We start from the raw sequence: 21,410 nt of genomic DNA, 5'->3' as shown, positions 1-21,410 counted from the left end.
AATACAGCTATCACTTAGTGACCTGACTAATTATGTAATAGGGGTCTTTATGCAGCTTTACAGTTTCTTCAATAGTTCAACATCTTATCGCGTACGTATAGCACTAGCTATCAAGGGTATTGCTTACGAATACAAGGGTGTAAATATACGGATAGGAGAGCAAGCATCTCCTGAATATCTCAAGTTAAACAAGTCTAAGGGGGTGCCTGTTCTTATCGCAGACGACGAGTTTCAGTTAACCCAGTCGCTTGCCGTTATCCAATACTTAGATGACTTGCAGCCATCGCCATTATTAATCCCTAAAGACCCAAAAGCGAAGGCCCGTGTTTTAGAACTTTCAAACGCAATTGCTTGTGACATGCACCCGGTAAATAATTTAAAGATCCTCGGCTACTTAAAGAATGAGCTAAAAATTACAGAGGATCAGAAGAACGCATGGTATCAACATTGGGTTGCAGAGGGGTTTTCAGCTGTTGAAGCGCTACTCGAAAAATATGGTGAGGGCCCCTACTGCTTTGGTAGCTCACCAACCCTTGCCGACTGTTGTTTAGTACCCCAGGTTGCCAATGCTCTCCGTTTTAACTGTGATCTATCATCATTCGAGAAAGTTATGCGTGTTTATCAACATTGTATATCACAACCGCAATTCCAACAGGCAGCACCAAAAAATCAACCCGATTTTTCTGATTAATAGATGAAGCTGTTCTCTTAATATCAGAAATCTTTGTGTCCTTAATAAGGAGTAAACAATGCAAACTTTAGGAACACTTGAAGAGCTTCCAAAAGATTATCGCGATCAATTAGAGTCTAAAAATCTGGTTCCTCTATGGCCAAGCATGCGAGCGGTATTGCCATATAATGTGCCATCTCGTAAAACAACATCACTAAACTGGGATTTTGAAACGCTACGCCCCTTATTGTTAAAAGCTGGCGAACTTACTCCCATGGAAAAAGCTGAACGTCGGGTACTAGTGTTAGCCAATCCAGGGCATGGTTTAACTAACATGCAAGCGACTCCCAGTATTTATATGGGCATGCAATTAATTCTTCCTGGTGAAACTGCGCCGAACCACAGACATACACCAAACGCTGTGAGAATAATTGTTGAGGGAGAAGGTGCCTACACCACCGTAAACGGCGAACCATGTCGTATGGACCGAGGGGACCTTATTTTGACACCCTCAGGTATGTGGCACGAACATCACCACGAGGGGGACGGGCCTATTGTATGGTTAGATGTGCTTGATCTACCCCTTTGCTACTACCTTGAAAGCTCTTGGGCTATAGAAGGCGAACCACAACCTAACAAACGGCCATCTGATAAATCATTTGCCGAATACAGCGCAGCAGGCATTGTACCCAGCATAAACTATTCTCGAGAAAAGTCGCCAGCCCCAATGCTTCGTTATCCCTGGGACAAAACTCGAAATTGCCTGGTTGAAATGTCAAAAATTTATTCTGAGGGGCTGTTACGTATCAGCTATATCAACCCCGAAACAGGAAAAAGTTTATTTCCCAGTATAGGATTTGGAGCAATCATGCTACGCCCAGGAGAGACCATCACACTGCCCAAACGAACCACTGCATGTATATTCCATGTAGTTGAAGGCGATGGACAGGTCGTTGTAGATAATTCAAATACTATCGAATGGATTGAAAAGGATACTGTATCTGTACCCGGCTACACAAACATTACACTAATCAATAAATCATCAGGTTCACCAGCATTTCTGATTTCTGCTGATGAAGAACCGTTACACAGTTACCTTGGCATCTATTGATTTAACTAAACACTATAATTAGCGAGGCGTATTTATGTCTGAACAATATCTTTACCCGGTTACTCCACCCTCTTCAGTTGAGGTTGTAGGTGAGGAATCACTTTATAATGTCAATCGTATTTTTTGCGTTGGCAGAAACTATCTTGCGCATGCCTCAGAAATGGGCGTAGCGGTTGATAAATCAAAGCAAGAGCCTTTCTACTTTCTGAAAGATCCAAGCACTTTAATACCGAGCGGTTCTGCGATTTCTTACCCACCACAAACATCGAACTACCATCATGAAATGGAATTTGTTGTTGCTATTGGTAAATCAGGTTTTGAAATTACCGAGGACGAAGCGGACTCCTATATTTACGGTTATGCATGTGGTTTAGACATGACCCGTAGAGATCTTCAGCTTAAAGCTCGGGAGACTGGACGTCCTTGGGATCTAGGCAAAAATTTTGAGGAATCAGCTGTTATTTCACCCATAGTGAAAGCGTCAGACAGTGGAATTATCAACGAGGGCTCTATTGAACTCACAGTAAACGGCCAAACTAAACAGTCTTCTGATCTCAACCTTCTAATTTGGAGTGTAAAAGAGATCATCGTTCATTTATCAAAGTTTTATCATCTACAGCCTGGAGATCTGATATTTACTGGTACACCCGAAGGTGTCGGTCCTGTTGAAGCCGGAGATCAAATTAAGGGGAAAATTCAGGGCGTAAATGAAATCGAATTAACAATCTTAAGATAGCTTTTTTACTAAGTAATTGATCTTAAAAAGCATCATTGGCCCAACGAGCTTTTTACGCTGTTTATCAATTACTTAGTTTTTTATTGCGTGCCGGTTCATACCTACACTAGATAATTTTCACATGTGAAAATCAACACTGCCCTAGCCTAACGTTTCACTAATATACGTTACGTCGGCTTAGTGTTGACACAATGCTGTCAGCCTGACTTTTTTCATATGTGAAAATTAGCACTGCCCTACCCTAACGCCTAACTAATACGCGTTACGTCGGCTTGGTGTTAACGCTACGCAATCAGCCTGACTATTTTCGCATGCGAAAATTACCACTGCCCAACCCTAACGTCTAACTAATACGCGTTACGCCGGCTTGGTGTTGACACAGTGCTGTCAGCCTGGCTTATTTTCGCATGCGAAAATCAACACTGCCCTACCCTAACGTCTAACTAATACGCGTTACGTCGGCTTGGTATTGTCACAATGCTGTCAGCCTGACTTTTTTCGCATGCGAAAATCAACACTGCCCTAGCCTAACGTTTCACTAATATACGTTACGTCGGCTTAGTGTCGACACAATGCTGTCAGCCTGACTTTTTTCATATGTGAAAATTAGCACTGCCCTACCCTAACGCATAACTAATACGCGTTACGTCGGCTTGGTGTTAACGCTACGCAATCAGCCTGACTTTTTTCACATGTGAAAATTAGCACTGCCCTACCCTAACGCCTAACTAATACGCGTTACGTCGGCTTGGTGTTAACGCTACGCAATCAGCCTGACTATTTTCGCATGCGAAAATTACCACTGCCCAACCCTAACGTCTAACTAATACGCGTTACGCCGGCTTGGTGTTGACACAGTGCTGTCAGCTTGGCTTATTTTCGCATGCGAAAATCAACACTGCCTTACCCTAACGTCTAACTAATACGCGTTACGTCAGCTTGGTGTTAACCCTACGCAATTAGCCTGACTAATTTTCACATGTGAAAATCAGTACTACTCTACCTCCTAAGACGAGTGAAATAGCTTGCGACCTTGTTATTGAGTGTTCAGATCGGAAAAAGACGTGGCAATAATGTGATTTTGAGTGAGGCAGTTCATACTAGGCCTTACAGGAACAGGCTAATGCCAGGCGCGTTGTCGAAACTAAACAACCCGACAATGCACCTGGGGAAGCCGCTTCAATTAACAAATTGGGAATAGCTAAAATAATAAGGGCAAATATTTAGCTTGTACCATGTATTGAAATCCACAAGTTACCGGATCGAATCTGCTTTTACTATATAATCTTTAAAAGACCCACCTATTTATTTTAAATATAAAAAAACGCCACAGGGCCTGTATATATTGACCTGTGGCGTTTTCAGAGCGGATTGGTTCAGATGAACTAGAAGGCGCTATTTAGAGAGCGCTGTCAGCAATGCTTTAAGTACTTTTTCAACCATTGCAGCATCTTCAAAATCAACTTTTCCCCAATCAATGCCAACATCTAGTTGAGTAACATCCTCCGTCAGGAGTCGACGAATAGCTGACGTTTGTGTCACCTTGACTTTAGGCATTGTGATGTACTTTTTTGCCCTACCCGGCTTTTTAAGTGTCTCGGGAGGCAAATATTTAAGGAATTTACGCTGTGCATTGAGTGTTTCCAAATATCGTTGCGCATCCTGATGCTCTTCGGCCTTCTTAATTTCTTCGTACAAAGCAACAAGACTCGTTACTATCTTGTTTTCAAGCAACGGCATGACAAATTCAATATTTTCGTAAAGTTTGTCATATCGGAAGAATGAAGTACGACTGATCCCTAAATATGATGTCACTACAGAAATTCGGTCACTCTGAATTGTTGCTGCTTCCAGGTTTTCCAGTTCGCGAACAGCTTTCGCATAACTGCTTAAAGCATCTGGTGGTGTCAGGTCAGATCGGGAAAAGTTCTCAATGTGACGAAGTACATTGAGATTCTTTGGCTTCTCAGCGTAGATTTTCACTTTGACCTTGATTAGGCCTCCGTAAAGGAAGCGAATCGCGTAGAAACGTCTGTGACCAGCCACTATGGGATAGTCAGACATGTTTTTCCGCCAAACTGCTATTGGGTGCACAAGTTCACTGTGTTTAAGCGTCTCAGCCAGGTTTCTAATCTCTTCAATTTCCTGATTGACGGCATCATAACGAGGATTGTCTTTCGACAGTCGATTCTCTAGAACACCTTTTTCACAAACTACGCAGTCATCTAACGCGGCGATAGATTCCTCATCAGCTTTCTTGGCAAACGTAACCGGCAAATACCGGGAGTTGTCAGCTTGCGGCTGAATGTAATCCACCAAGACCCTGTCTAACTCAGATGGTGTCTTAAAAAGTGGATCATCATGGACTTCGCTTTCTTTGGATTTATCTCGTTCTTTGAGCCCGTCTAACATCTGTTGCGACTTTTTAGATACGCCTTGTCCTGACTCAAATTGGCTTATGAGATCTTCCTGAGAAGTTGCCTTACTGACTGTGCGGCGTCTTGACTTTCTGGAGGTGGTCATATTTCATTCCCCCATAAACTGCTTTCAACAAGTTCATAAAGTTTTTGCATTTCTTTTAGCGCATGATGGTTATGCACGTAATTAAAGTGTGATTCATCAACAGATGGTCGTTCCATCACTCGATAACAGTTGCGTTGTTGAAGCCAGAACCGACTCATGTATTTTCCTGTAGGACCGTTTCTGTCGTATAACTTAGCCAGGGCCACTTCATCTTTTTGGGTAAGACGAGACTTACTTGGTACCTTGTTGGGCACAACGCCAACTATCTCCAGAGGATGATCCGGGCGTTCCTCGTTGATACGTGCAATACGGTTCAGCAGCATAGGCACACCATCAATAGAGTCATACTCTGGTTCAGTCGGTATTATTACATGCGTTGCGGCCCCTAATATGCCGGCACTTACTGGTGATTTACTGGGCGGATTATCAACAATAACGATGTCGTAATCATTTGCCAGTTCAGGATCTGAAAACCAAGTGCGCATGTATGTGGTGATTGTGGGCGCTAAACTCGCAGTTTGCGGCGTCATGGATAGTACGCGGTCAACGTTGCCTTCTGAAGGCAACACCTGGATGTTTTCAAAAGCCGTTGGATACTCATACACCGGTGAATCAAATAGAATATCAGTAGATGTATTACGGCCACTCCATTCAGGATCAACAATCTCATCGACTTCTGGATGCAGCGGCGCGGCGTATTCGTCATCACCTGGGATGGCGTCCATTTTCAGAAAGGCTTTTGACGAGTCCTGTTGCGAGTCATAATCCAGCACCAACACTCGACGCTTTACCCCTTTTCCATCCGGACCGCCAGTTGCTAGTAAATAAGCGATTGTAGAAGCGAGGAAGGTTTTACCCACGCCACCTTTCCTGTGGTAGCTGGAAAGTACTCGCATTCCATTATATGGCTCAGCTTTCTTCATTATTTCGACCTTGTTTTAGCACACGAAATTAGTCTGACATGCTAAAGATTTAAAGTCTCGGATCGAATCTATAAAATATGTGTCTATCGGGTTAGTTTCAGATAATTAAAATTAAAATAAAATATTCTCGAAGAGCTTATTACATAAGGCTTGCAGGCGATTTTACGCCGTCCGGTTCACCTGAACTAGTATTGGTAATTTGTCGAATCACTTCGTAACAATAGAAATTTATTCTCCCGGTTGGCACCTCAACGTTCTTCACTTATGAATTCAGTACCACATGTGAACAGGCCAATTTAATAAATAATATTAAATAGCTGAAAAGCCTATTAGACGTGACTTTTAAATGAAGATCTAACTACAAGTTCAGCTGTACCAAACTGACATATATTCTAAAAATTGTATGCCATACGAATGGGTTCAATTCCGAATACCTCCCCTAGTAAACTCCTACAAGATTTCTTCATCCATTATGGATTTTAAAAGGCTAAGCAGACTATTTTTTAAAAAGAAAAATAGCTAGAAGCCTCGTCATTACTAGTCTAAGGTAATTAAATTTAAGTTTGGTTCACCTGAACCTCATTAAAGAAAAAATAGAAAACATCTTTAGATTGGACTTGGAGGACAGAGTTAGATAATCTCAGGATCGAATCTGGGAATTAAATATAATCTATAAATTCGGTGGAATTTTCGTGCGAGAGCTTTTTGACTTATCAGAGAAATATGGATTTACAGCACCGTTAGTTAGCGCACCAGACACTCTTGATTTGAAAGTTTATCTTCGCTTATGTGGGGCCTTATCTGTTTCGCCAACTACAATAGCAGTTATTTCTGACATCTTCATAGCGCTTCAAGATATCGACGAACGCATTGCCAGTTTCGAATTTTTAGCAGAACGCATTAACCGAAAAGTCTCTAATATTCGCCATCACCTGGTTACACTTGAAAAGGCAAACCTCATAGAAAGTGAGTTCATTACGACCGATCCTATACGTCGGCGCCGAGGGAAGCTTTTTACCTTGGCAATACCCAAGGGCCAGGCGATAGCGGGCTCGGATTCGGCATCTCCGCCAGACGTCAGTAACTTTCAGCTGGTGGCATCCAATACTGTAGAAACTATCGATATTGACAGGTACGACGACAAAACCCGTTTCCTTGAGCTGCAAATTGTCCGGTACTTGGTAAAAGCCATGCGCACAAACCGAAAAGACAAAGCCGGAATCATACGGGTGAAATTGAAAGAGGAGGGTAGGGTAAAGCCCATTTCCATTACGGCTCGCGCAGAGGAGGGCAGACTTATCTACCTACCTGATATGAGTTATTACGCTGGCGCGATCACATGGCTCATCAACCACATATCTGAGCGAATAGATCAAGCTGATACCATCGGTGAAACCTTTACTCTGCCTTTAGAACAGCTTATCTCCATGGCAAAAGACGTGCCCCTATCAGATTCTTCTGCTGGTGGTTACATGAATAATGCAATCCACTCTTTACAGCGAATCTCTGCAACCACTTTCGATATGCGGGACTTCTATGATCGTAGTCCTGACTCTATCAAAGATATAGAAATGTACTACAAGCTGTTCAGGCTCGAAGCTCTGGTCACCTATGAGGATGAAAGACAAATGGAGAAAAAGGCGGCAGTGGTTCAATTCCCACGTTCGACGGTGAAAAACATCATTGCTGCAGTACGTGCAAAGCGCACCCTAGACGATATGCTTTTGATAGATAGCGATGTCTTTGCCACAAAAAACGAAATTGAAATCCTGTTTGGCCTTTGGGCAAGAGAACACCTTATTACAGGTCGCCAGGCACAAAAAATCTATACTTGGAACGAGCTTCGAGAGTCAATTGCACCTTCTTCCAGTCTTAGTGAGTTCAAACGCAAGTTTTCTAATATGGTGCTGGCAAATGCTGATCCAGAGTATAATGCAAAAATACATGACGCCGTCAGAGATAAGATAGTTCAGATTGTTGAAACCTGTCATCTGTCTGAGCCGCGTAAAGGAGAATTAGTAGTAGAATACGGTAGGGCGACGGTTCAGGGTTATCTAATCAACATTGGCTTTTCACCAGAACAGGGCGCATCGGTGATTGCTTTCAGACGGCATATGTCTGCCTTACATATTTTGAATCAATTCAACAGCAAGCGATAGTAGCTACAATAATGTTATTATTTCCCGGATCCAATCTTTAACCAAGAAAATTCAATAACTAAGCATCGGATCCAATCTTTAAAAAGATCCTGTTTAGATCGCGATCTCGCTTGATCTCTCATACCTTTCATATAAAGATTACATCTGTTAGCTGATTCTTTTCTACAAAATTGAATCTTTAACCAATAGCTAGGAATATATAAAGCAAACTAGCGGGAAGATAAGAAGCGCTAAAAAGACAAAACCCGCGAAGTGTTGGCGCACTTTGCGGGTCTTAGGATGTAACTTTTGGAAAGCAGTTACTCATCTAATTCTAGCGGTTTGATCGATCAGGTCAACTGCTAATGCGTTTTTTATCAGCAAAAACTATGAATTGTTGATAAAAATATGAACAGAAAAAGAAAATACACAGAATTTGTGTTCATGAGCACACAGCTCTTTGAGCACTTAACAGAAACCGAAGCCTTTGTTTTTAGTTTCACCGCATACTTTGCCTGTGACGAAACTAAAGGCAATATTTTTAAACGAACAACAATAAGCTTATGCAATAACCTGGGGTATTCACCAAATACCATCCGGGCTGCTATTAATTCATTAATCGAAAAGAAGTTCCTTAAAAGCGAGACTCCACCAGCTCGCGAAAAGAAAGATCTCAAATATACCTATATAGACGACGTATCTCACCATCTGCGGATCGGTGATCACGCCTATGCAGTGGAGTTCGCGTACTGGATGCAGTTAATGCTGAATGAGCTTCGCACCCGAAAAACAACCAAAGGTTTCTACGACAAGTACAAGCCAAAAGTAACGTTTTTCAAAGTGCCAGTGAGTGCTCTTCAACCTAATTCGGCAGGGGAGAAATGGCAGCGCAATCAATCTCGGCATTTACACAAGACTCTCATTCTCCATGCATATTTACACAACCAGGATAAGCACATTCAGAAATATAATAAACCTGTGCTTTCGCGCAGCGTGGCTTTCCTTTCTGCAATGATGCAATGGTCTCGCAACACTATACGCAGAATTATAAATACAATGTCTGATATGGGTCTTATCCGTTTCAAGCTTATGGACAACCGAATTCTGTTCACCAAGATCAATAAAATTATTAATATGCGGGGAGGTTACAAATCCCTGAAATCAAAACTTCATACAACAGACGCCGAGAAGAACAAAGCTTTGTTTTCTAATTTCGAGCTCGATATTCCCCGGCCAGGGCCTAACGCTTCACCACAAGAACATTCGGCTTATCTTCAAAGTAAATTAGAAAGACAACGGCTCCAAAGCCAATAACAGTTCCATTGGTTTACCGGATTAGTTTCCGGGGCATTGCTGTGCCTGTTTATCTATCCCACACTAATAGCAGCATAAAACGACATCATTTAGACCGCTTGATGACTCAATACAGGCGTAATAGCTCGAAAAATTTAGAAAAAATACGCTGAACGATGTCGAATTCAGGCTATAACTTGAATTATCCACAGCCATTACTCCATCCATGAATTACAAAAATACTGTCAAGCCATTCACACGCATAAATATCCAGCCATATTTTATTTGTGCCGTTCATACAAACTATTCGTCAAAACTGAACACATTAGATCTTTAGTTAGAAATTAAGATAGAAAATAGATATAAGCTCTTCGAGCTCACTAACATTCTCTATGTATTTTTTTCAAAATGACTTTGAACAGCTCGTGGACGGAGATCCATGACAATCACTTTCAACTAAAATGTACCAATAATTGTCACAACAGAATCTGGCCCACAGAGGGTAATACATCGTAACTACTGAGATGTTAACATTACAGCATACAGTTGGACTTGACATTCATTACTTTGAAGATCAACCTTTTGTCCCGAACAATATGAAATTGAGATCAAGCAATACTTGTACTATGTTTCAACGTAGCAAAGCGACACTTGATAATGATTCTGATTATCGTGGATTTTGGGAATACCTAGGGTATTTTGACTTGTCTACCACACAAGTATATCTGGAAGTAACGCAGATACAGCTCCAAAAAAACTTACGGCAAAATACGCCCTGTGGCAATAGTTAGAAACAACTAAATAAAGTAGAAGTTAGCTAGTATTTACATCCCCTTTTTTAATTACTCGCCGGTTATAAATCTGTACTTCTTTTGGAGGGATTATGGCCGGAAAGCTCTGTTTCTTGTGTACCATCTTCAAGCTAATGAGCATTAAAGCCTAGAAACAACAAGTCATTAAAACCTATAAATAAAATGACATTAAAACCTATAAGTGATATAACGCTAAAACCTAGAGCTGAGGATTGAGAACTGGTCAGTATCACTCGTAATAGTTGGAGCGAACATGAATGACATATCACAAAAACTAGCAGATTCGCTTGAGCAATTACAACAGCTTCAAGAGTCAGGGGTTGTTGCCATCCAGTCAAAGCAACTCAGCAGAGTGCATCGAGAGCGGCTATTGAAGCATGGGTTTATTCGCGAAGTCATCCGGGGCTGGTATATACCTGCGATGCCTGATGAAAAGCCGGGCGACAGTACATCCTGGTATACCTCTTTCTGGGATTTTTGCGGTACTTATTTGTCACACCGTTTCGATAATGCCTGGTGTTTATCACCTGAGCAATCAATTAGCCTGCATATCGGCGATAGAACCGTGCCTCAGCAATTGCTCGTGCGCTCGCCCAAAGGCAATAATAAACCCACCGCCTTTTTGCATGACACCTCGATTTTTGATGTCAGGTTGAACATGCCAGCAGCAGAACACATTGAAAACCTGGACGGGCTCAATGTTTACAGCTTAGCGGCTGCACTTGTTTATTCTTCGGCAAATCAATTTCAAAATGCTCCTGTCCATATGCGTACAGCCTTTTCGATGGTGACTGATGCATCCGATGTATTGTCCGTTTTACTCGCTGGTAATCACAGTGTAATTGCCGGCCGATTAGTGGGGGCTTTTAGAAATATTGGCCGGGATCTGATTGCTAACAATATCTTAAAGGGCATGCAAGCGGCCGATTTGAAAGTGCAAGAAGAAGACCCTTTCGCCGAGAAAGTGCAGGTGAGCTTTGGCCGTCGTGACGTTTCGCCCTATGTTAATCGCATGCGGCTGATGTGGGCGCAAATGCGTGAAAGTATTATCGCGCACTTTCCAGAACAACCACAGCAAACCATCGACATCGAAAACTACATGGCCGAAGTGGAAGACAAATTCGTCACAGACGCCTACCACTCACTGTCCATTGAAGGCTATCGGGTAACTCGCGAATTGATTGAACTGGTTCGCTCTGGTAACTGGCAAGCTGAAGGCTCCGACGAAAGTAAAAAACACTTAGATGCCATGGCTGCTAGAGGCTACTGGGATGCGTTTCAGGAAGTTAAAAAAGCCTTGTTAGCAGTATTAGAAGGTAAGAACCCTGCCGATGTATTGGAACAGACGCACAGCGATTGGTATCTCGCCTTATTTGGTCCTAGTGTTGCGGCCGGTATTATTAAACAGTCGGACTTGGCTGGTTACCGGTCAGGGCCTGTCTATATTCGCCAGTCTATGCACACTCCACCAAGCAAAGAAGCGGTTCGCGACATGATGCCGACACTCTTCGACTTGCTCGCAGAAGAGGAAAATGCAGCAGTCAGAGTGGTACTGGGTCACCTCATTTTCGTCTACATCCACCCTTACTTCGATGGTAACGGCAGAATGGGAAGATTCATCATGAATTTAATGATGGCGTCTGGTGGTTACCCATGGACAGTCGTACCTGTCGAGCGAAGAGATGAATATATGCAAGCGTTGGAAGCTGCGAGTGTTAGACAAGACATTGTGCCTTTTACACAGTTCTTGGCATCGCTAGTTTAACCACTCTTTAAAAGAGTGCGTTTCAAAGTGATCTAGCAAAAGTGCTTTCGCTTAAACTCAAGGATTTATAATGATAACGTCAGCAGGGTAGGGCACGCGAGTTGCGTGCTGTCGTTTGAGTCTGACGAAAATTAAATAAGGGTAAAAAGATGGAGCAGCGCCCATATCGAGAAATTCGCCGTAGCGATTTTAATTTAAATATTAGGCTGAGATTACAGGATTAGATAGGCAGCCAATTTTAGGGCAGGACACTTCAATAATATCACCATCACGCAATAGACGCTGAGGAGTTCGTGCATAGCCTACACCATATGGAGAGCCCGTACTATAAACATCGCCAGGCATCAACTTGTACCACCGAGAAAAATAGGCCAAGCTCTCAGCAATTGTAAATATAAGGTCCGAGGAATCCGCTGATTGCATGATTTCGCCATTGAGCTTTGTCTCTATTGAAAATTGATTTACATCCCCAAAGGTATCAAAAGTTTCAATAACAGGACCCATAGGACAGAAACTTGGCAATTGTTTGTCCTGCGCAGTTGCCATAAATAATTCTATACATTCTTTGGGGTTTGTACCTTCCATAGCGTTTAACCATGCTCGCACATGTGAACGAGAGCCCAGTTCATTAATCATAGTAAAGCCAGCTATGTGCTTCAGAACATCTTCAGGCTGCACATTATAAAGAGGGCGACCAATAACACAGGCCAACTCACATTCAAAATCAACCATATTCGGATCGGTGGAGGGTAAAATTATCGGATCACCGTTAGCAATGATCGAATTAGGTGATTTTAAGAAGCCTGCAGGCTTTTTTGGAATTGGCGTGTTCATCTCGCGCATGTGATCTTTATATGCCATCCCGCATGCGAGCAAAACGTGCGGACGCAAAATTGGGCTATATCGAACTGTACTTGCATCGTGAAATGCGTTGTTAGATTGCAGTAGTTTTTGAGGACCTGGATCGTAATTCTCGAGTCGCTTAACTAAGTTTTTAACTTGGTTAAATAACGTGCCATCGAGATCCACAATATCAGATAAATTTTGTAATGGTACCGGCCCCAATAAGTTAAGCTTCGAAGCAGTAGAAAGGTCTACTAATGTGTTTGTGGTTGGCTATGTTCTGCTAAATTGTTGCTATACTGTATATGAATACAGCCATTGAGGATTAATCATGCTCCCAGCACAATTTACAAAGCTTATAGCCGAGTTAGAACACTTAACAGATAGTCAAACCCGTTATGTTGAGAAGCTGCTGAAAGGCACTGATAGCGTCTCACAGTTGATAACAGAGCTTGAGGAGCGGATGGTTGAAAACCCTGAATGTCCGCACTGTCATAGCTCACTGATCAATCGGCACGGCAAGGTAAACAAGATGCAGCGTTATCGCTGCAAGAACTGCGGCAAAACCTTTGTAGCGACAACGGCGACACCGCTAGCTCGCCTGAGGTACAAAGAGCTTTGGTTAGAATATATTCGCTGTATGCTGGACAGTAAGCCATTGCGTAAATGTGCCGAAGAATGTGGCCTCCACCTTGAAACATCGTTCAGGTGGCGGCACCGATTCTTGGCACTACCATCAGCACTGAATGCGAGCAAATTAGAAGGCATTATCGAAGCAGACGAAACACTTTTTCCCTACTCAGAGAAAGGCTCAAAACGGATGACTCGTCAGCCCCGTAAAAGAGGGGTGAAAGCGAAAAAACGAGGGCGTTCAAAGGATGATTGGGTGCCAGTTTTAACGGTCAGAGACCGAGCTAAGAATACGTATGAAGCCGTTGTACCAAGTGTTACATCGGCAGCTCTGCATCAGGAGCTAGCAGGAAAATTAGAGAAAGACAGTGTGTTGTGTAGTGATGGCTATAAGCCCTACATAGCTCTTTCTGAGAAAAATGATTTAATACACAAGCGCTTAGATGTGGCAGGAGGAGTTAAGGTGATAGATAAAGTCTTTCACATTCAAAATGTTAACGCCTATCACAGCCGTCTGAAAGCGTGGATAAAACGGTTTCACGGAGTAGCCACAAAATACTTGGAACACTACCTAGGTTGGTTCAGGTTTATGGATAATCCAGAAAACCTTAACGAAAACAGGCTCTTTTCGATTCAACAACAGTTAATCCGAACATAGCCTTGTGGTTAATAAGGCCGCAGGAACAGGTCCTTGTTCCAGCATTATGCTTGTTAGTTTCATTATTCCTCCACTGCCAATTCAATTACTTTACGGCGCTAGTCGTGGTCACATATCCAGATATTTTAAATTTAGGATATCCAAAGGGGGGACCTAAACACCCATTACAAATTAGATTATTATAAAAAGTGGATACAGTAAATAGGGCGGTACGACTATGTTATTTATTTGTTCATGATTGAATTTATTTAAGTGTTTGTTTTTGATGTGTTATTGTTTATGTGGATGGTTATATTTTATATTAATTAACATTTAATGTTGGGTAATCACATTTTTAAGTGTAAAGTGGATGCACTTTGATTTGAGGTACGTAGTCTTTGCTTGCACTATTGAAGACAGTCTGTGTGTTTAGAAAAGTAATAAGGTAATTTTAAATGAGTAATGAATTTTACCGATTAGCGGTTGTTCAGGAACCGAAAACAGGTGAGTCAATGGTGATGGTTGAACAACATGAATTGATGTTGCCGCTTGCTGTTATATTAGAAGGAAACACTCAAGCAAAAAGCTGGGCTAATGCTTCTGATATCAAGCCTATCCTTGAACAGTGGTCTAAAGCAGAGCCATTGATTCAAAAAGCAGTGATAGATGGAAAGTCTTTATTCATCAATAAAGGGCTGCCGGCAAGTGAAGTAACATATCTCCCGCCCTTGGCACTACCCAATAAAATCGTCTGTATCGGTGTGAACTATCGTGATCATATTGAAGAGATGAAGATTCCAGCAGATCAGACCTATCCTTACTCTTTTATTAAACCCGCCAGCAACACTTTACGGGGTTCTGGAAGCGAGGTAGCTATTCCTAACAACGTAAGCATGATCGACTGGGAAGCTGAACTGGCAGTCTTAATTGGTAAACCGGCACGTAATGTATGCGCCAGTGATGCGTTGGATTACATTGCAGGATATGCAAACTTTAATGATTTATCTGCTCGAGATAGATATGCCTCACGTGGTTCAGTAGGAGTCGATTGGGTAGCAATGAAAGGCATTGATGGCTTCGCTCCAATGGGACCGTATTTTGTTCCGTCTTGTTTTATTGATGATCCTCAAAAGCTGTCTGTACGCTTGACTATTAATGGTGAACTAAAGCAGAACTCATCAACAGATCAAATGGTATTTGGGGTGGCTGAAATTATCGAGCATCTATCTTCTGTGATGACGTTAGAAGTAGGGGATGTGATAGCAACTGGTACGCCAGCAGGAACGGCTCTGGGCCACCTACCAGTTAAATGGCTTGTGCCAGGGGATATTGTATCTGTTGAAATTGAAAAACTTGGTGCGCTTATCACTTACATGACGTAGCTTAAAGCTAGCGCCAATTAAAGTTAAATGTATTGATTAAGTAACATCTTGATGCTTGTATGTCCTCTCTTATTTTTGTGGTGCTAGGGGACAAGTAGCAACCAGGATAGCATTGGCATTGGCGTTCTGAGTGTCATTTTTAATTTATTTTTGTTCATAAATTTACTGTAGGAAAATAGCTATTAAGGTCAACGTTCGTGAAAATAATCTTAGGTTAAGTGAAAAGATGCCTCAAGCGTGGGATATTCAGGTTGAGAACGCTTATGGTGAGATAAAACCTATCGAAATCGAAGATCCCAGACAAGTGGGGAGAGCGATTCATCAAATATTGCGCAGCTATATCCTGCAGGGAGTATTACAGCCTGGCACCGTACTCAACCAAGTGAGCTTAGCACAACGCTTAAATGTCAGCCGTACGCCTATTCGTGAGGTGATTCGTATGCTGAAAGAAGAAGGGTTAGTCACCGCAGATCTTAACCAAAGGGCCTTGGTTGCAGGCATTTCCTATGATGACCTGGATGCATTATATTCTGTACGTATTACTAATGAGGCTTTAGCTCTAGCAGTATCTATACATCGCAATACGGAGCAAGACAAAGAGCGAATCAAAAGTGCCGCGGATGTCATTAATTCGAGCAACATCAATGATTTTCCAACTTGGTTGCAGCACCATAGAGATTTTCACTTAGCTCTTTATGAGAGTGCTGGAGAATCGATGCTGCAATTGATCCGGCCGAATATGGAAAAGTGTGAACGCTTCCAGGCAATAAGATGGCGAAAACTTCCCTATAGTGGCTTTAGGAAAGGAGATGATGAACATCTTGCTATCGTTGAGGCCTGTTTAGCTCGTGAAACGATTAATGCTGTTGAGTTACTATCAACTCACTTGGCTCGCACTGCTCTAGATACCCTAAACGATCTTGCGCCAGAAAGAGAGCCGCAATTTATTCGTCAGGCCTTACGTTGCGTCACTACAGGTGTTCAAGGTATTTCTGTGAAATAAACCGTAAGACCAATCTCCTCTTACTTTACATTAATTTTACCAATTAATCACAAATTTGCTTGCTTCTTAAGCCTGACATTTGTTATAAATATTTAATAATCATGATTATATATAATCATGATTTTATTTTTGCTTGAGTCGTTAAACACCAGAAGATAAGAGGATTATCAATGTCCAGCACCAATAGAGAAGGCTGAACGGAGAGTTTTAGTACTAGCAAATCCAGATCATGGCCTTGAAAATATGCAGGTAACTCCTAGCATATATATGGGAATGCAATTGATTTTACCCGGAGAAACAGCGCCTAATCACCGACATACACCTAATGCGGTAAGAATTATTGTAGAAGGGAAAGGTGCATACACAACAGTAAATGGCGAGCCCTGTAAAATGGAACGGGGGGATTTGATTTTAACACCTTCTGGGATGTGGCATGAACACCATCATGAAGGTACAGAGCCTATTGTTTGGCTAGACATTCTTGATTTGCCACTTATTTATAACTTAGAAGGCTCATGGGCCATTGAAAGTGATTTACAAAGAGTTCATAAAACTAGAGATAAGTCTTATTCAGATTACAGTGCTGCGGGTATTGTTCCAAACATTGGCTTTAAACGAACAGAAAACAAAACACCAATGCTTCGTTATCCTTGGGCTAAAACAAAATCTTGTTTATTAGAAATGGCCTCAGACTCTAGCGAATCAATAATACAAGTAAGTTATATTGACCCAGAAAATGGTAAAAGTTTATTTCCAAGTATTGGATTTGGTGCCTTAATGATTAAAAATGGGCAAAGTACTACATTACCTGATAGAACAACACCTTGTATTTTTCATGTTCTTGAAGGTTCTGGATCCATGACTGTAAACAATAAAACGGTAAACTTTACCGATAAAGATACGCTCTCAGCACCAGGATATAGCAAGATAGAATTTAAAAATTCAACTGAGGAACCAATTTTTATGCTAATAGCAGATGAATCACCACTCCATACTCATTTAAATATATTTTAACAACGAGAAAATTATGACTGATAAGTTATTATTTCCAGAAAAACAACAAATTTTAACAGCAATAAAAAATACTGATACATTATTTCCTGTACATCGCATTTTTTGTGTGGGTAGAAACTACCATGCTCATGCAGCTGAAATGGGTGTTAGCGTTGATAAAACGAAAAACGTTCCTTTTTACTTTACAAAACATCCAAGTTCAATCATCCCTTCTGGTTCAACTATTAAATATCCTCCTCAAACAAACAACTACCATTATGAAATGGAATTAGTCGTAGCAATAGGTAAAGAAGGTTTTGAAATAACCGAAAAAGATGCAGAAGATTATATTTTTGGCTATGCCTGCGGATTAGACATGACGCGTCGTGACCTACAACTTAAGGCAAGAGAAACAAATAGACCTTGGGACTTGGGTAAAGATTTTGAAGAATCGGCCATCATTTCACCAATTGTTCCTAAAGCGGAATGTGGCGTAATTGATACTGGCAAAATAAGCCTTTCGGTCAATGGTGATATAAAACAAGATTCTGAGCTAAAAAAATTGATATGGAACGTGAATGAAGTGATTGCACATTTATCTAAATTTTATCACTTACAGCCAGGAGATCTTATCTATACAGGAACTCCGGAAGGTGTTGGCCCTGTAGTTTCAGGCGATAAGATTGAAGGTGCTATTGAAAAACTCGGTAATATCGAATTAACGATAAAATAATTAAATTTTTCAAACTTATCGGGGTTAAAAAGTATGACTGAAAAAAAATTAATCAAAGCAATCGAAGTAATTAAAGTACCAGAAGATGATGTCATTGGTGTTGATATTAATGGCTTAAATTTAGCTATCTATAATGTAGAAGGTGAAATTTTTGCTACTGATAATATTTGCACACATGGAAATGCTAAATTATGTGATGGATTTCTTGATGGGTACAAGATCGAGTGTCCTCTTCACCAAGGTGAGTTTGATATTCGAAGTGGCAAGGCTTGTACTAGCCCTTTAACGGAAGATATAAAATCGTATCCCACAAAAGTAGGTGACGATGGGTTTATATATATATCAATGGCTTAATGTAAATATTATGAGGAAGTTTTAATGAAAACACAGCTAATCATAAATAATAAGTTTGTCGATAGTGAAAGTACAAACACATTTGAGCGTTACAACCAAACGCTTGGTGAGGTTGTAACATCTGCGGCAGCAGCGAGTGTCGCAGATGCAAATAATGCAGCTGAAGTTGCACAAGAAGCATTTAAATCTTGGTCTAAAACTGGGCCTACAGAACGCCGTAATGTTTTATTAAAAGCAGCAGATATATTAGAAAGTAAAACAGCTGAGTTTATTGATGTAATGGCGAAAGAAGTAGGCTCTTCAGGGCTATGGGCTGGCTTCAATGTCATGTTAGCAGCTAATGTTTTTCGTGAAGCTGCAAGCTTAGCAACTCAAATACAAGGTGAGACTATTCCAACAGATAAGCCTGGGACACTTTCAATGACAATACGTGAACCCGTAGGTGTTATTTTGAGTATAGCACCGTGGAATGGGCCTATTGTATTAGCGGCTCGGGCTATTGCTTACCCTATTGTTTGTGGAAATAGTGTTGTATTTAAAGCTTCAGAAGTAAGTCCTAAAACGCATAGTTTAGTTGTTGAGGCTGTTATTGAAGCAGGTTTACCGGCGGGTGTTTTAAATTTACTGTCCAATAAACCAGAAGACGGTGAAAGCATTGTTAATGCTTTAATTGAGCACAAAGCTGTACGAAGAATAAATTTCACAGGATCAACCCATGTTGGGCGTATTATCGCACAAAAAGCTGGTTATCACTTAAAACGATGTCTATTAGAATTAGGTGGAAAAAGCCCTCAGGTCATTCTTGATGATGCAAATTTAAAAGAAGCAGCAAAAGCGGCAACTTTTGGATCATTTCTATATCAAGGACAAATATGCATGACTACTGGCCGTATTATTGTAGATGAATCTGTGGCTGATGAATTTGGTGAAATCTTTGCTAAACTTGCTAGCAAGCTACCTGTTGGAAATCCCTGCGATAATAATGATTGTATTGTAGGACCAGTGGTAACGCAGAGTTCAGCCGAACGCCTAAATGGCTATATTGATGACGCGTTGTCCAAAGGCGCTAAACTGATTACAGGTGGCAAAGCAAATGGCACGGTGATGAAACCTACTATTCTTGATCATGTCACCTCTGATATGGAAATTTACCATGAAGAATCTTTCGGTCCGCTAATCTGTATGGTTAGAGTTAAGAATGCTGATGAAGCATTACATACAGCAAATGACACACCCTATGGCTTATCCGCTGCTGTATTTGGTAAGGATGTCAATAGAGCATTACAAATGGCTAAAGATATCAATGCAGGGCATTGTCATGTCAATGGTACAACAGTCCAGAATGATGCTCAAGCACCTTATGGTGGAACCAAAGATAGTGGCTGGGGACGATTTGATGGTCGCGCCGTTATTGATGAATTTACTGAATTAAAATGGATAACTATTGAGCCTATTGTTCAAGATTATCCGTTCTAGCTAATTCCCATAAAAACACACCTCAACTTAATGATACTTAGGTTTTCTAAATCGGCATGATTAAGTTGATAAATATGAATATTAAAACAAACTTATTAAAGAGATAAAATGACAACTCAAAACAAAAGAAAATTAATGACTGTTGATGATGTACATGGGCTATGGGCCATTATGCCTACACCCGCAAAAGAAGGTGCTTCTAACTGGCGCATGCAAGATACCGTCGACTTAGAAGAAACTGCACGTGTAGTCGAAGAGCTTATTGCTTCAGGTGTTAACGCTATTATTAGTACAGGGACGTTTGGCGAAGGTGCTACATTAACTTACAATGAAAAAATCGTCTTCATGGAAACTATCGTTAAAACCGTTAATGGCCGTGTACCTTATTTTTGTGGCACAACAGGATTAAATACGCGAGACACTATTGAGTTAACGAGAAAAGCAAGTGAAATTGGTTGTGATGGTACAATGCTAGGTTTGCCAATGTGGCAATTATGTGATGTACCAACTGCGGTTCAATTTTATAAAGATGTTGCAGAAGCTTGTCCTGACATGGCGATTTGTATTTATGCAAATAATGAAGCCTTTAAATTTGATTTTCCACGTCAGTTTTGGGCGCAAGTAGCAGAAATACCACAAGTAATTACTGCTAAATATCTTGGCATAGGTTCACTTGTTCCTGATATGAATTTAAGCCAAAGAAAAATTAGATTTCTTCCTCTTGATGTCGATTTTTATGCTGCTGCTCGTATTGCTCCTGAATTTTGTACCGCATTTTGGACAAGTGGCGCAGTATGTGGCCCCGCCCCAGTATTAAAATTACGAGATGAAGTAAAAAAAGCAAGTAAAACTGGAGACTGGGATGAAGCTCAGAAAATTTCAGGACAAATTGCTAGAACATATGCAACATTATTTCCAAACGGCTCGTTTAAAGATTTTTCAACTTATAACATCAATTTAGAAAAACATAGAATAAATGCTGCTGGTTGGATGAATGCAGGTCCATGCCGTCCTCCTTATATTTTTACACCTGAAGAGTATTTAGAAGGTGCATATAAATCAGGTAAGGCTTGGGCTGAGTTACACCAAAATCTTTCTAAATAAAGGAGGTCAATATGTCAGTTTATACAATTGAACGTGTGTTATGGGATCTACAAGATTCTGATGAAAAAGCGGCTCTTTATCGTGAGCAGCCGAATGAAATTTTAAATCAATATAATTTAACCACTGATGAGCACAGTTTGCTATCAGATATGGATATTGAGTCAATGGTCTCTTTAGGTATAGACCAGATGTTAATGTCTATGACATGGCAGGCAATCAATGGCCCTCAAGGGATCCCCGAATATATGCAGCGTCTTAATAGCATTAAATCATAAAATATTTTA

At 41.0% G+C, this 21,410-nt stretch carries 18 protein-coding genes; 15 read left to right on the top strand and 3 right to left on the bottom strand.

All coding sequences use genetic code 11. From position 1 onward, the window contains the following. The first annotated feature begins 49 nt into the window (after positions 1-49). The 3 genes from maiA to AMBT_RS17640 are packed head-to-tail and all read left to right on the top strand — an operon-like array spanning position 50 to position 2,517. Positions 50-691 (top strand): maleylacetoacetate isomerase, encoded by a 642-nt coding sequence (maiA, locus tag AMBT_RS17650; RefSeq protein ID WP_013786010.1) that lies wholly within the window; start codon positions 50-52, stop codon positions 689-691. Positions 692-749: 58 nt separating this feature from the next. Then, the gene (locus AMBT_RS17645) at positions 750-1,781 is read left to right on the top strand and encodes a cupin domain-containing protein (protein WP_013786009.1); all 1,032 of its coding nucleotides are present in this window, start codon (positions 750-752) and stop codon (positions 1,779-1,781) included. Between the two features lie 34 nt (positions 1,782-1,815). Then, a complete protein-coding gene (locus tag AMBT_RS17640) occupies positions 1,816-2,517 on the top strand; it encodes a fumarylacetoacetate hydrolase family protein (protein WP_013786008.1) in 702 nt (233 codons plus the stop codon). Positions 2,518-3,912: 1,395 nt separating this feature from the next. Here the strand turns inward: AMBT_RS17640 and AMBT_RS17635 are convergent. Together AMBT_RS17635 and AMBT_RS17630 are read right to left on the bottom strand one after the other, a co-directional pair. Beyond that, complete coding sequence (locus AMBT_RS17635; RefSeq protein ID WP_013786007.1) at positions 3,913-5,040, bottom strand: ParB/RepB/Spo0J family partition protein; 1,128 nt, start codon at positions 5,038-5,040, stop codon at positions 3,913-3,915. Continuing rightward, positions 5,037-5,963 (bottom strand): ParA family protein, encoded by a 927-nt coding sequence (locus tag AMBT_RS17630; protein WP_041452609.1) that lies wholly within the window; start codon positions 5,961-5,963, stop codon positions 5,037-5,039. The genes AMBT_RS17635 and AMBT_RS17630 overlap by 4 nt, the downstream gene beginning before the upstream one ends. A 692-nt stretch (positions 5,964-6,655) precedes the next feature. Here AMBT_RS17630 and AMBT_RS17625 point away from each other — a divergent pair. The 3 genes from AMBT_RS17625 (at position 6,656) to AMBT_RS17615 (ending at position 11,971) form a co-directional block, all read left to right on the top strand. Then, positions 6,656-8,122: a helix-turn-helix domain-containing protein gene (locus AMBT_RS17625; protein WP_013786005.1), complete on the top strand. Its 1,467-nt coding sequence runs from the start codon at positions 6,656-6,658 to the stop codon at positions 8,120-8,122. Between the two features lie 423 nt (positions 8,123-8,545). Continuing rightward, positions 8,546-9,415, top strand: coding sequence for a hypothetical protein (locus tag AMBT_RS17620; protein ID WP_013786004.1), 870 nt, complete (start codon positions 8,546-8,548; stop codon positions 9,413-9,415). A gap of 1,044 nt (positions 9,416-10,459) precedes the next feature. Further along, complete coding sequence (locus AMBT_RS17615) at positions 10,460-11,971, top strand: Fic family protein (protein ID WP_013786003.1); 1,512 nt, start codon at positions 10,460-10,462, stop codon at positions 11,969-11,971. A 201-nt stretch (positions 11,972-12,172) separates the two neighbouring features. Here the strand turns inward: AMBT_RS17615 and AMBT_RS17610 are convergent, their stop codons facing one another. Next, positions 12,173-13,036: a fumarylacetoacetate hydrolase family protein gene (locus AMBT_RS17610; RefSeq protein WP_013786002.1), complete on the bottom strand. Its 864-nt coding sequence runs from the start codon at positions 13,034-13,036 to the stop codon at positions 12,173-12,175. Between the two features lie 109 nt (positions 13,037-13,145). Between AMBT_RS17610 and AMBT_RS17605 the strand changes: the two genes are divergently transcribed. The 9 genes from AMBT_RS17605 to AMBT_RS17565 all read left to right on the top strand — a co-directional run bounded on the left by AMBT_RS17605 (position 13,146) and on the right by AMBT_RS17565 (position 21,401). Next, a complete protein-coding gene (locus AMBT_RS17605; protein WP_013783130.1) occupies positions 13,146-14,102 on the top strand; it encodes an IS1595 family transposase in 957 nt (318 codons plus the stop codon). A gap of 434 nt (positions 14,103-14,536) precedes the next feature. Then, complete coding sequence (locus AMBT_RS17600; protein WP_013786001.1) at positions 14,537-15,463, top strand: fumarylacetoacetate hydrolase family protein; 927 nt, start codon at positions 14,537-14,539, stop codon at positions 15,461-15,463. Between the two features lie 226 nt (positions 15,464-15,689). Next, positions 15,690-16,466: a GntR family transcriptional regulator gene (locus AMBT_RS17595; protein WP_013786000.1), complete on the top strand. Its 777-nt coding sequence runs from the start codon at positions 15,690-15,692 to the stop codon at positions 16,464-16,466. A 243-nt stretch (positions 16,467-16,709) separates the two neighbouring features. After that, positions 16,710-17,480, top strand: a complete 771-nt coding sequence (locus AMBT_RS17590) for a cupin domain-containing protein (RefSeq protein WP_083820167.1) — start codon at positions 16,710-16,712, stop codon at positions 17,478-17,480. Between the two features lie 13 nt (positions 17,481-17,493). Next, positions 17,494-18,192, top strand: a complete 699-nt coding sequence (locus AMBT_RS17585; protein ID WP_013785998.1) for a fumarylacetoacetate hydrolase family protein — start codon at positions 17,494-17,496, stop codon at positions 18,190-18,192. A 33-nt stretch (positions 18,193-18,225) separates the two neighbouring features. Further along, on the top strand, positions 18,226-18,546 hold the full coding sequence (locus tag AMBT_RS17580) for a non-heme iron oxygenase ferredoxin subunit (RefSeq protein ID WP_013785997.1): 321 nt from the start codon (positions 18,226-18,228) through the stop codon (positions 18,544-18,546). Between the two features lie 24 nt (positions 18,547-18,570). Then, complete coding sequence (locus AMBT_RS17575; protein WP_013785996.1) at positions 18,571-20,022, top strand: aldehyde dehydrogenase; 1,452 nt, start codon at positions 18,571-18,573, stop codon at positions 20,020-20,022. A 108-nt stretch (positions 20,023-20,130) separates the two neighbouring features. After that, positions 20,131-21,126: a dihydrodipicolinate synthase family protein gene (locus AMBT_RS17570; RefSeq protein WP_013785995.1), complete on the top strand. Its 996-nt coding sequence runs from the start codon at positions 20,131-20,133 to the stop codon at positions 21,124-21,126. 11 nt (positions 21,127-21,137) lie between these two features. Next, positions 21,138-21,401 carry a hypothetical protein gene (locus AMBT_RS17565; protein WP_013785994.1) on the top strand — a complete coding sequence of 88 codons (264 nt, stop codon included), beginning with the start codon at positions 21,138-21,140 and terminating at the stop codon, positions 21,399-21,401. Positions 21,402-21,410: the final 9 nt, after the last annotated feature.

The organism is Alteromonas naphthalenivorans, assembly GCF_000213655.1.
In the GTDB taxonomy this organism is placed as follows: Bacteria; Pseudomonadota; Gammaproteobacteria; order Enterobacterales; family Alteromonadaceae; genus Alteromonas; species Alteromonas naphthalenivorans.
The sequence above is the reverse complement of the archived record's forward strand: the minus strand, read 5'-3'. Positions and strand labels throughout refer to the sequence as shown.

Bases quoted from the DNA above. Each gene is read 5' to 3' on its own strand.
- maiA (WP_013786010.1), top strand. From the start codon at position 50: ATGCAGCTTTACAGTTTCTTCAATAGTTCAACATCTTATCGCGTACGT.
- AMBT_RS17645 (WP_013786009.1), top strand. From the start codon at position 750: ATGCAAACTTTAGGAACACTTGAAGAGCTTCCAAAAGATTATCGCGAT.
- AMBT_RS17640 (WP_013786008.1), top strand. From the start codon at position 1,816: ATGTCTGAACAATATCTTTACCCGGTTACTCCACCCTCTTCAGTTGAG.
- AMBT_RS17635 (WP_013786007.1), bottom strand. From the start codon at position 5,040: ATGACCACCTCCAGAAAGTCAAGACGCCGCACAGTCAGTAAGGCAACT.
- AMBT_RS17630 (WP_041452609.1), bottom strand. From the start codon at position 5,963: ATGAAGAAAGCTGAGCCATATAATGGAATGCGAGTACTTTCCAGCTAC.
- AMBT_RS17620 (WP_013786004.1), top strand. From the start codon at position 8,546: ATGAGCACACAGCTCTTTGAGCACTTAACAGAAACCGAAGCCTTTGTT.
- AMBT_RS17615 (WP_013786003.1), top strand. From the start codon at position 10,460: ATGAATGACATATCACAAAAACTAGCAGATTCGCTTGAGCAATTACAA.
- AMBT_RS17605 (WP_013783130.1), top strand. From the start codon at position 13,146: ATGCTCCCAGCACAATTTACAAAGCTTATAGCCGAGTTAGAACACTTA.
- AMBT_RS17600 (WP_013786001.1), top strand. From the start codon at position 14,537: ATGAGTAATGAATTTTACCGATTAGCGGTTGTTCAGGAACCGAAAACA.
- AMBT_RS17595 (WP_013786000.1), top strand. From the start codon at position 15,690: ATGCCTCAAGCGTGGGATATTCAGGTTGAGAACGCTTATGGTGAGATA.
- AMBT_RS17590 (WP_083820167.1), top strand. From the start codon at position 16,710: ATGCAGGTAACTCCTAGCATATATATGGGAATGCAATTGATTTTACCC.
- AMBT_RS17585 (WP_013785998.1), top strand. From the start codon at position 17,494: ATGACTGATAAGTTATTATTTCCAGAAAAACAACAAATTTTAACAGCA.
- AMBT_RS17580 (WP_013785997.1), top strand. From the start codon at position 18,226: ATGACTGAAAAAAAATTAATCAAAGCAATCGAAGTAATTAAAGTACCA.
- AMBT_RS17575 (WP_013785996.1), top strand. From the start codon at position 18,571: ATGAAAACACAGCTAATCATAAATAATAAGTTTGTCGATAGTGAAAGT.
- AMBT_RS17570 (WP_013785995.1), top strand. From the start codon at position 20,131: ATGACAACTCAAAACAAAAGAAAATTAATGACTGTTGATGATGTACAT.
- AMBT_RS17565 (WP_013785994.1), top strand. From the start codon at position 21,138: ATGTCAGTTTATACAATTGAACGTGTGTTATGGGATCTACAAGATTCT.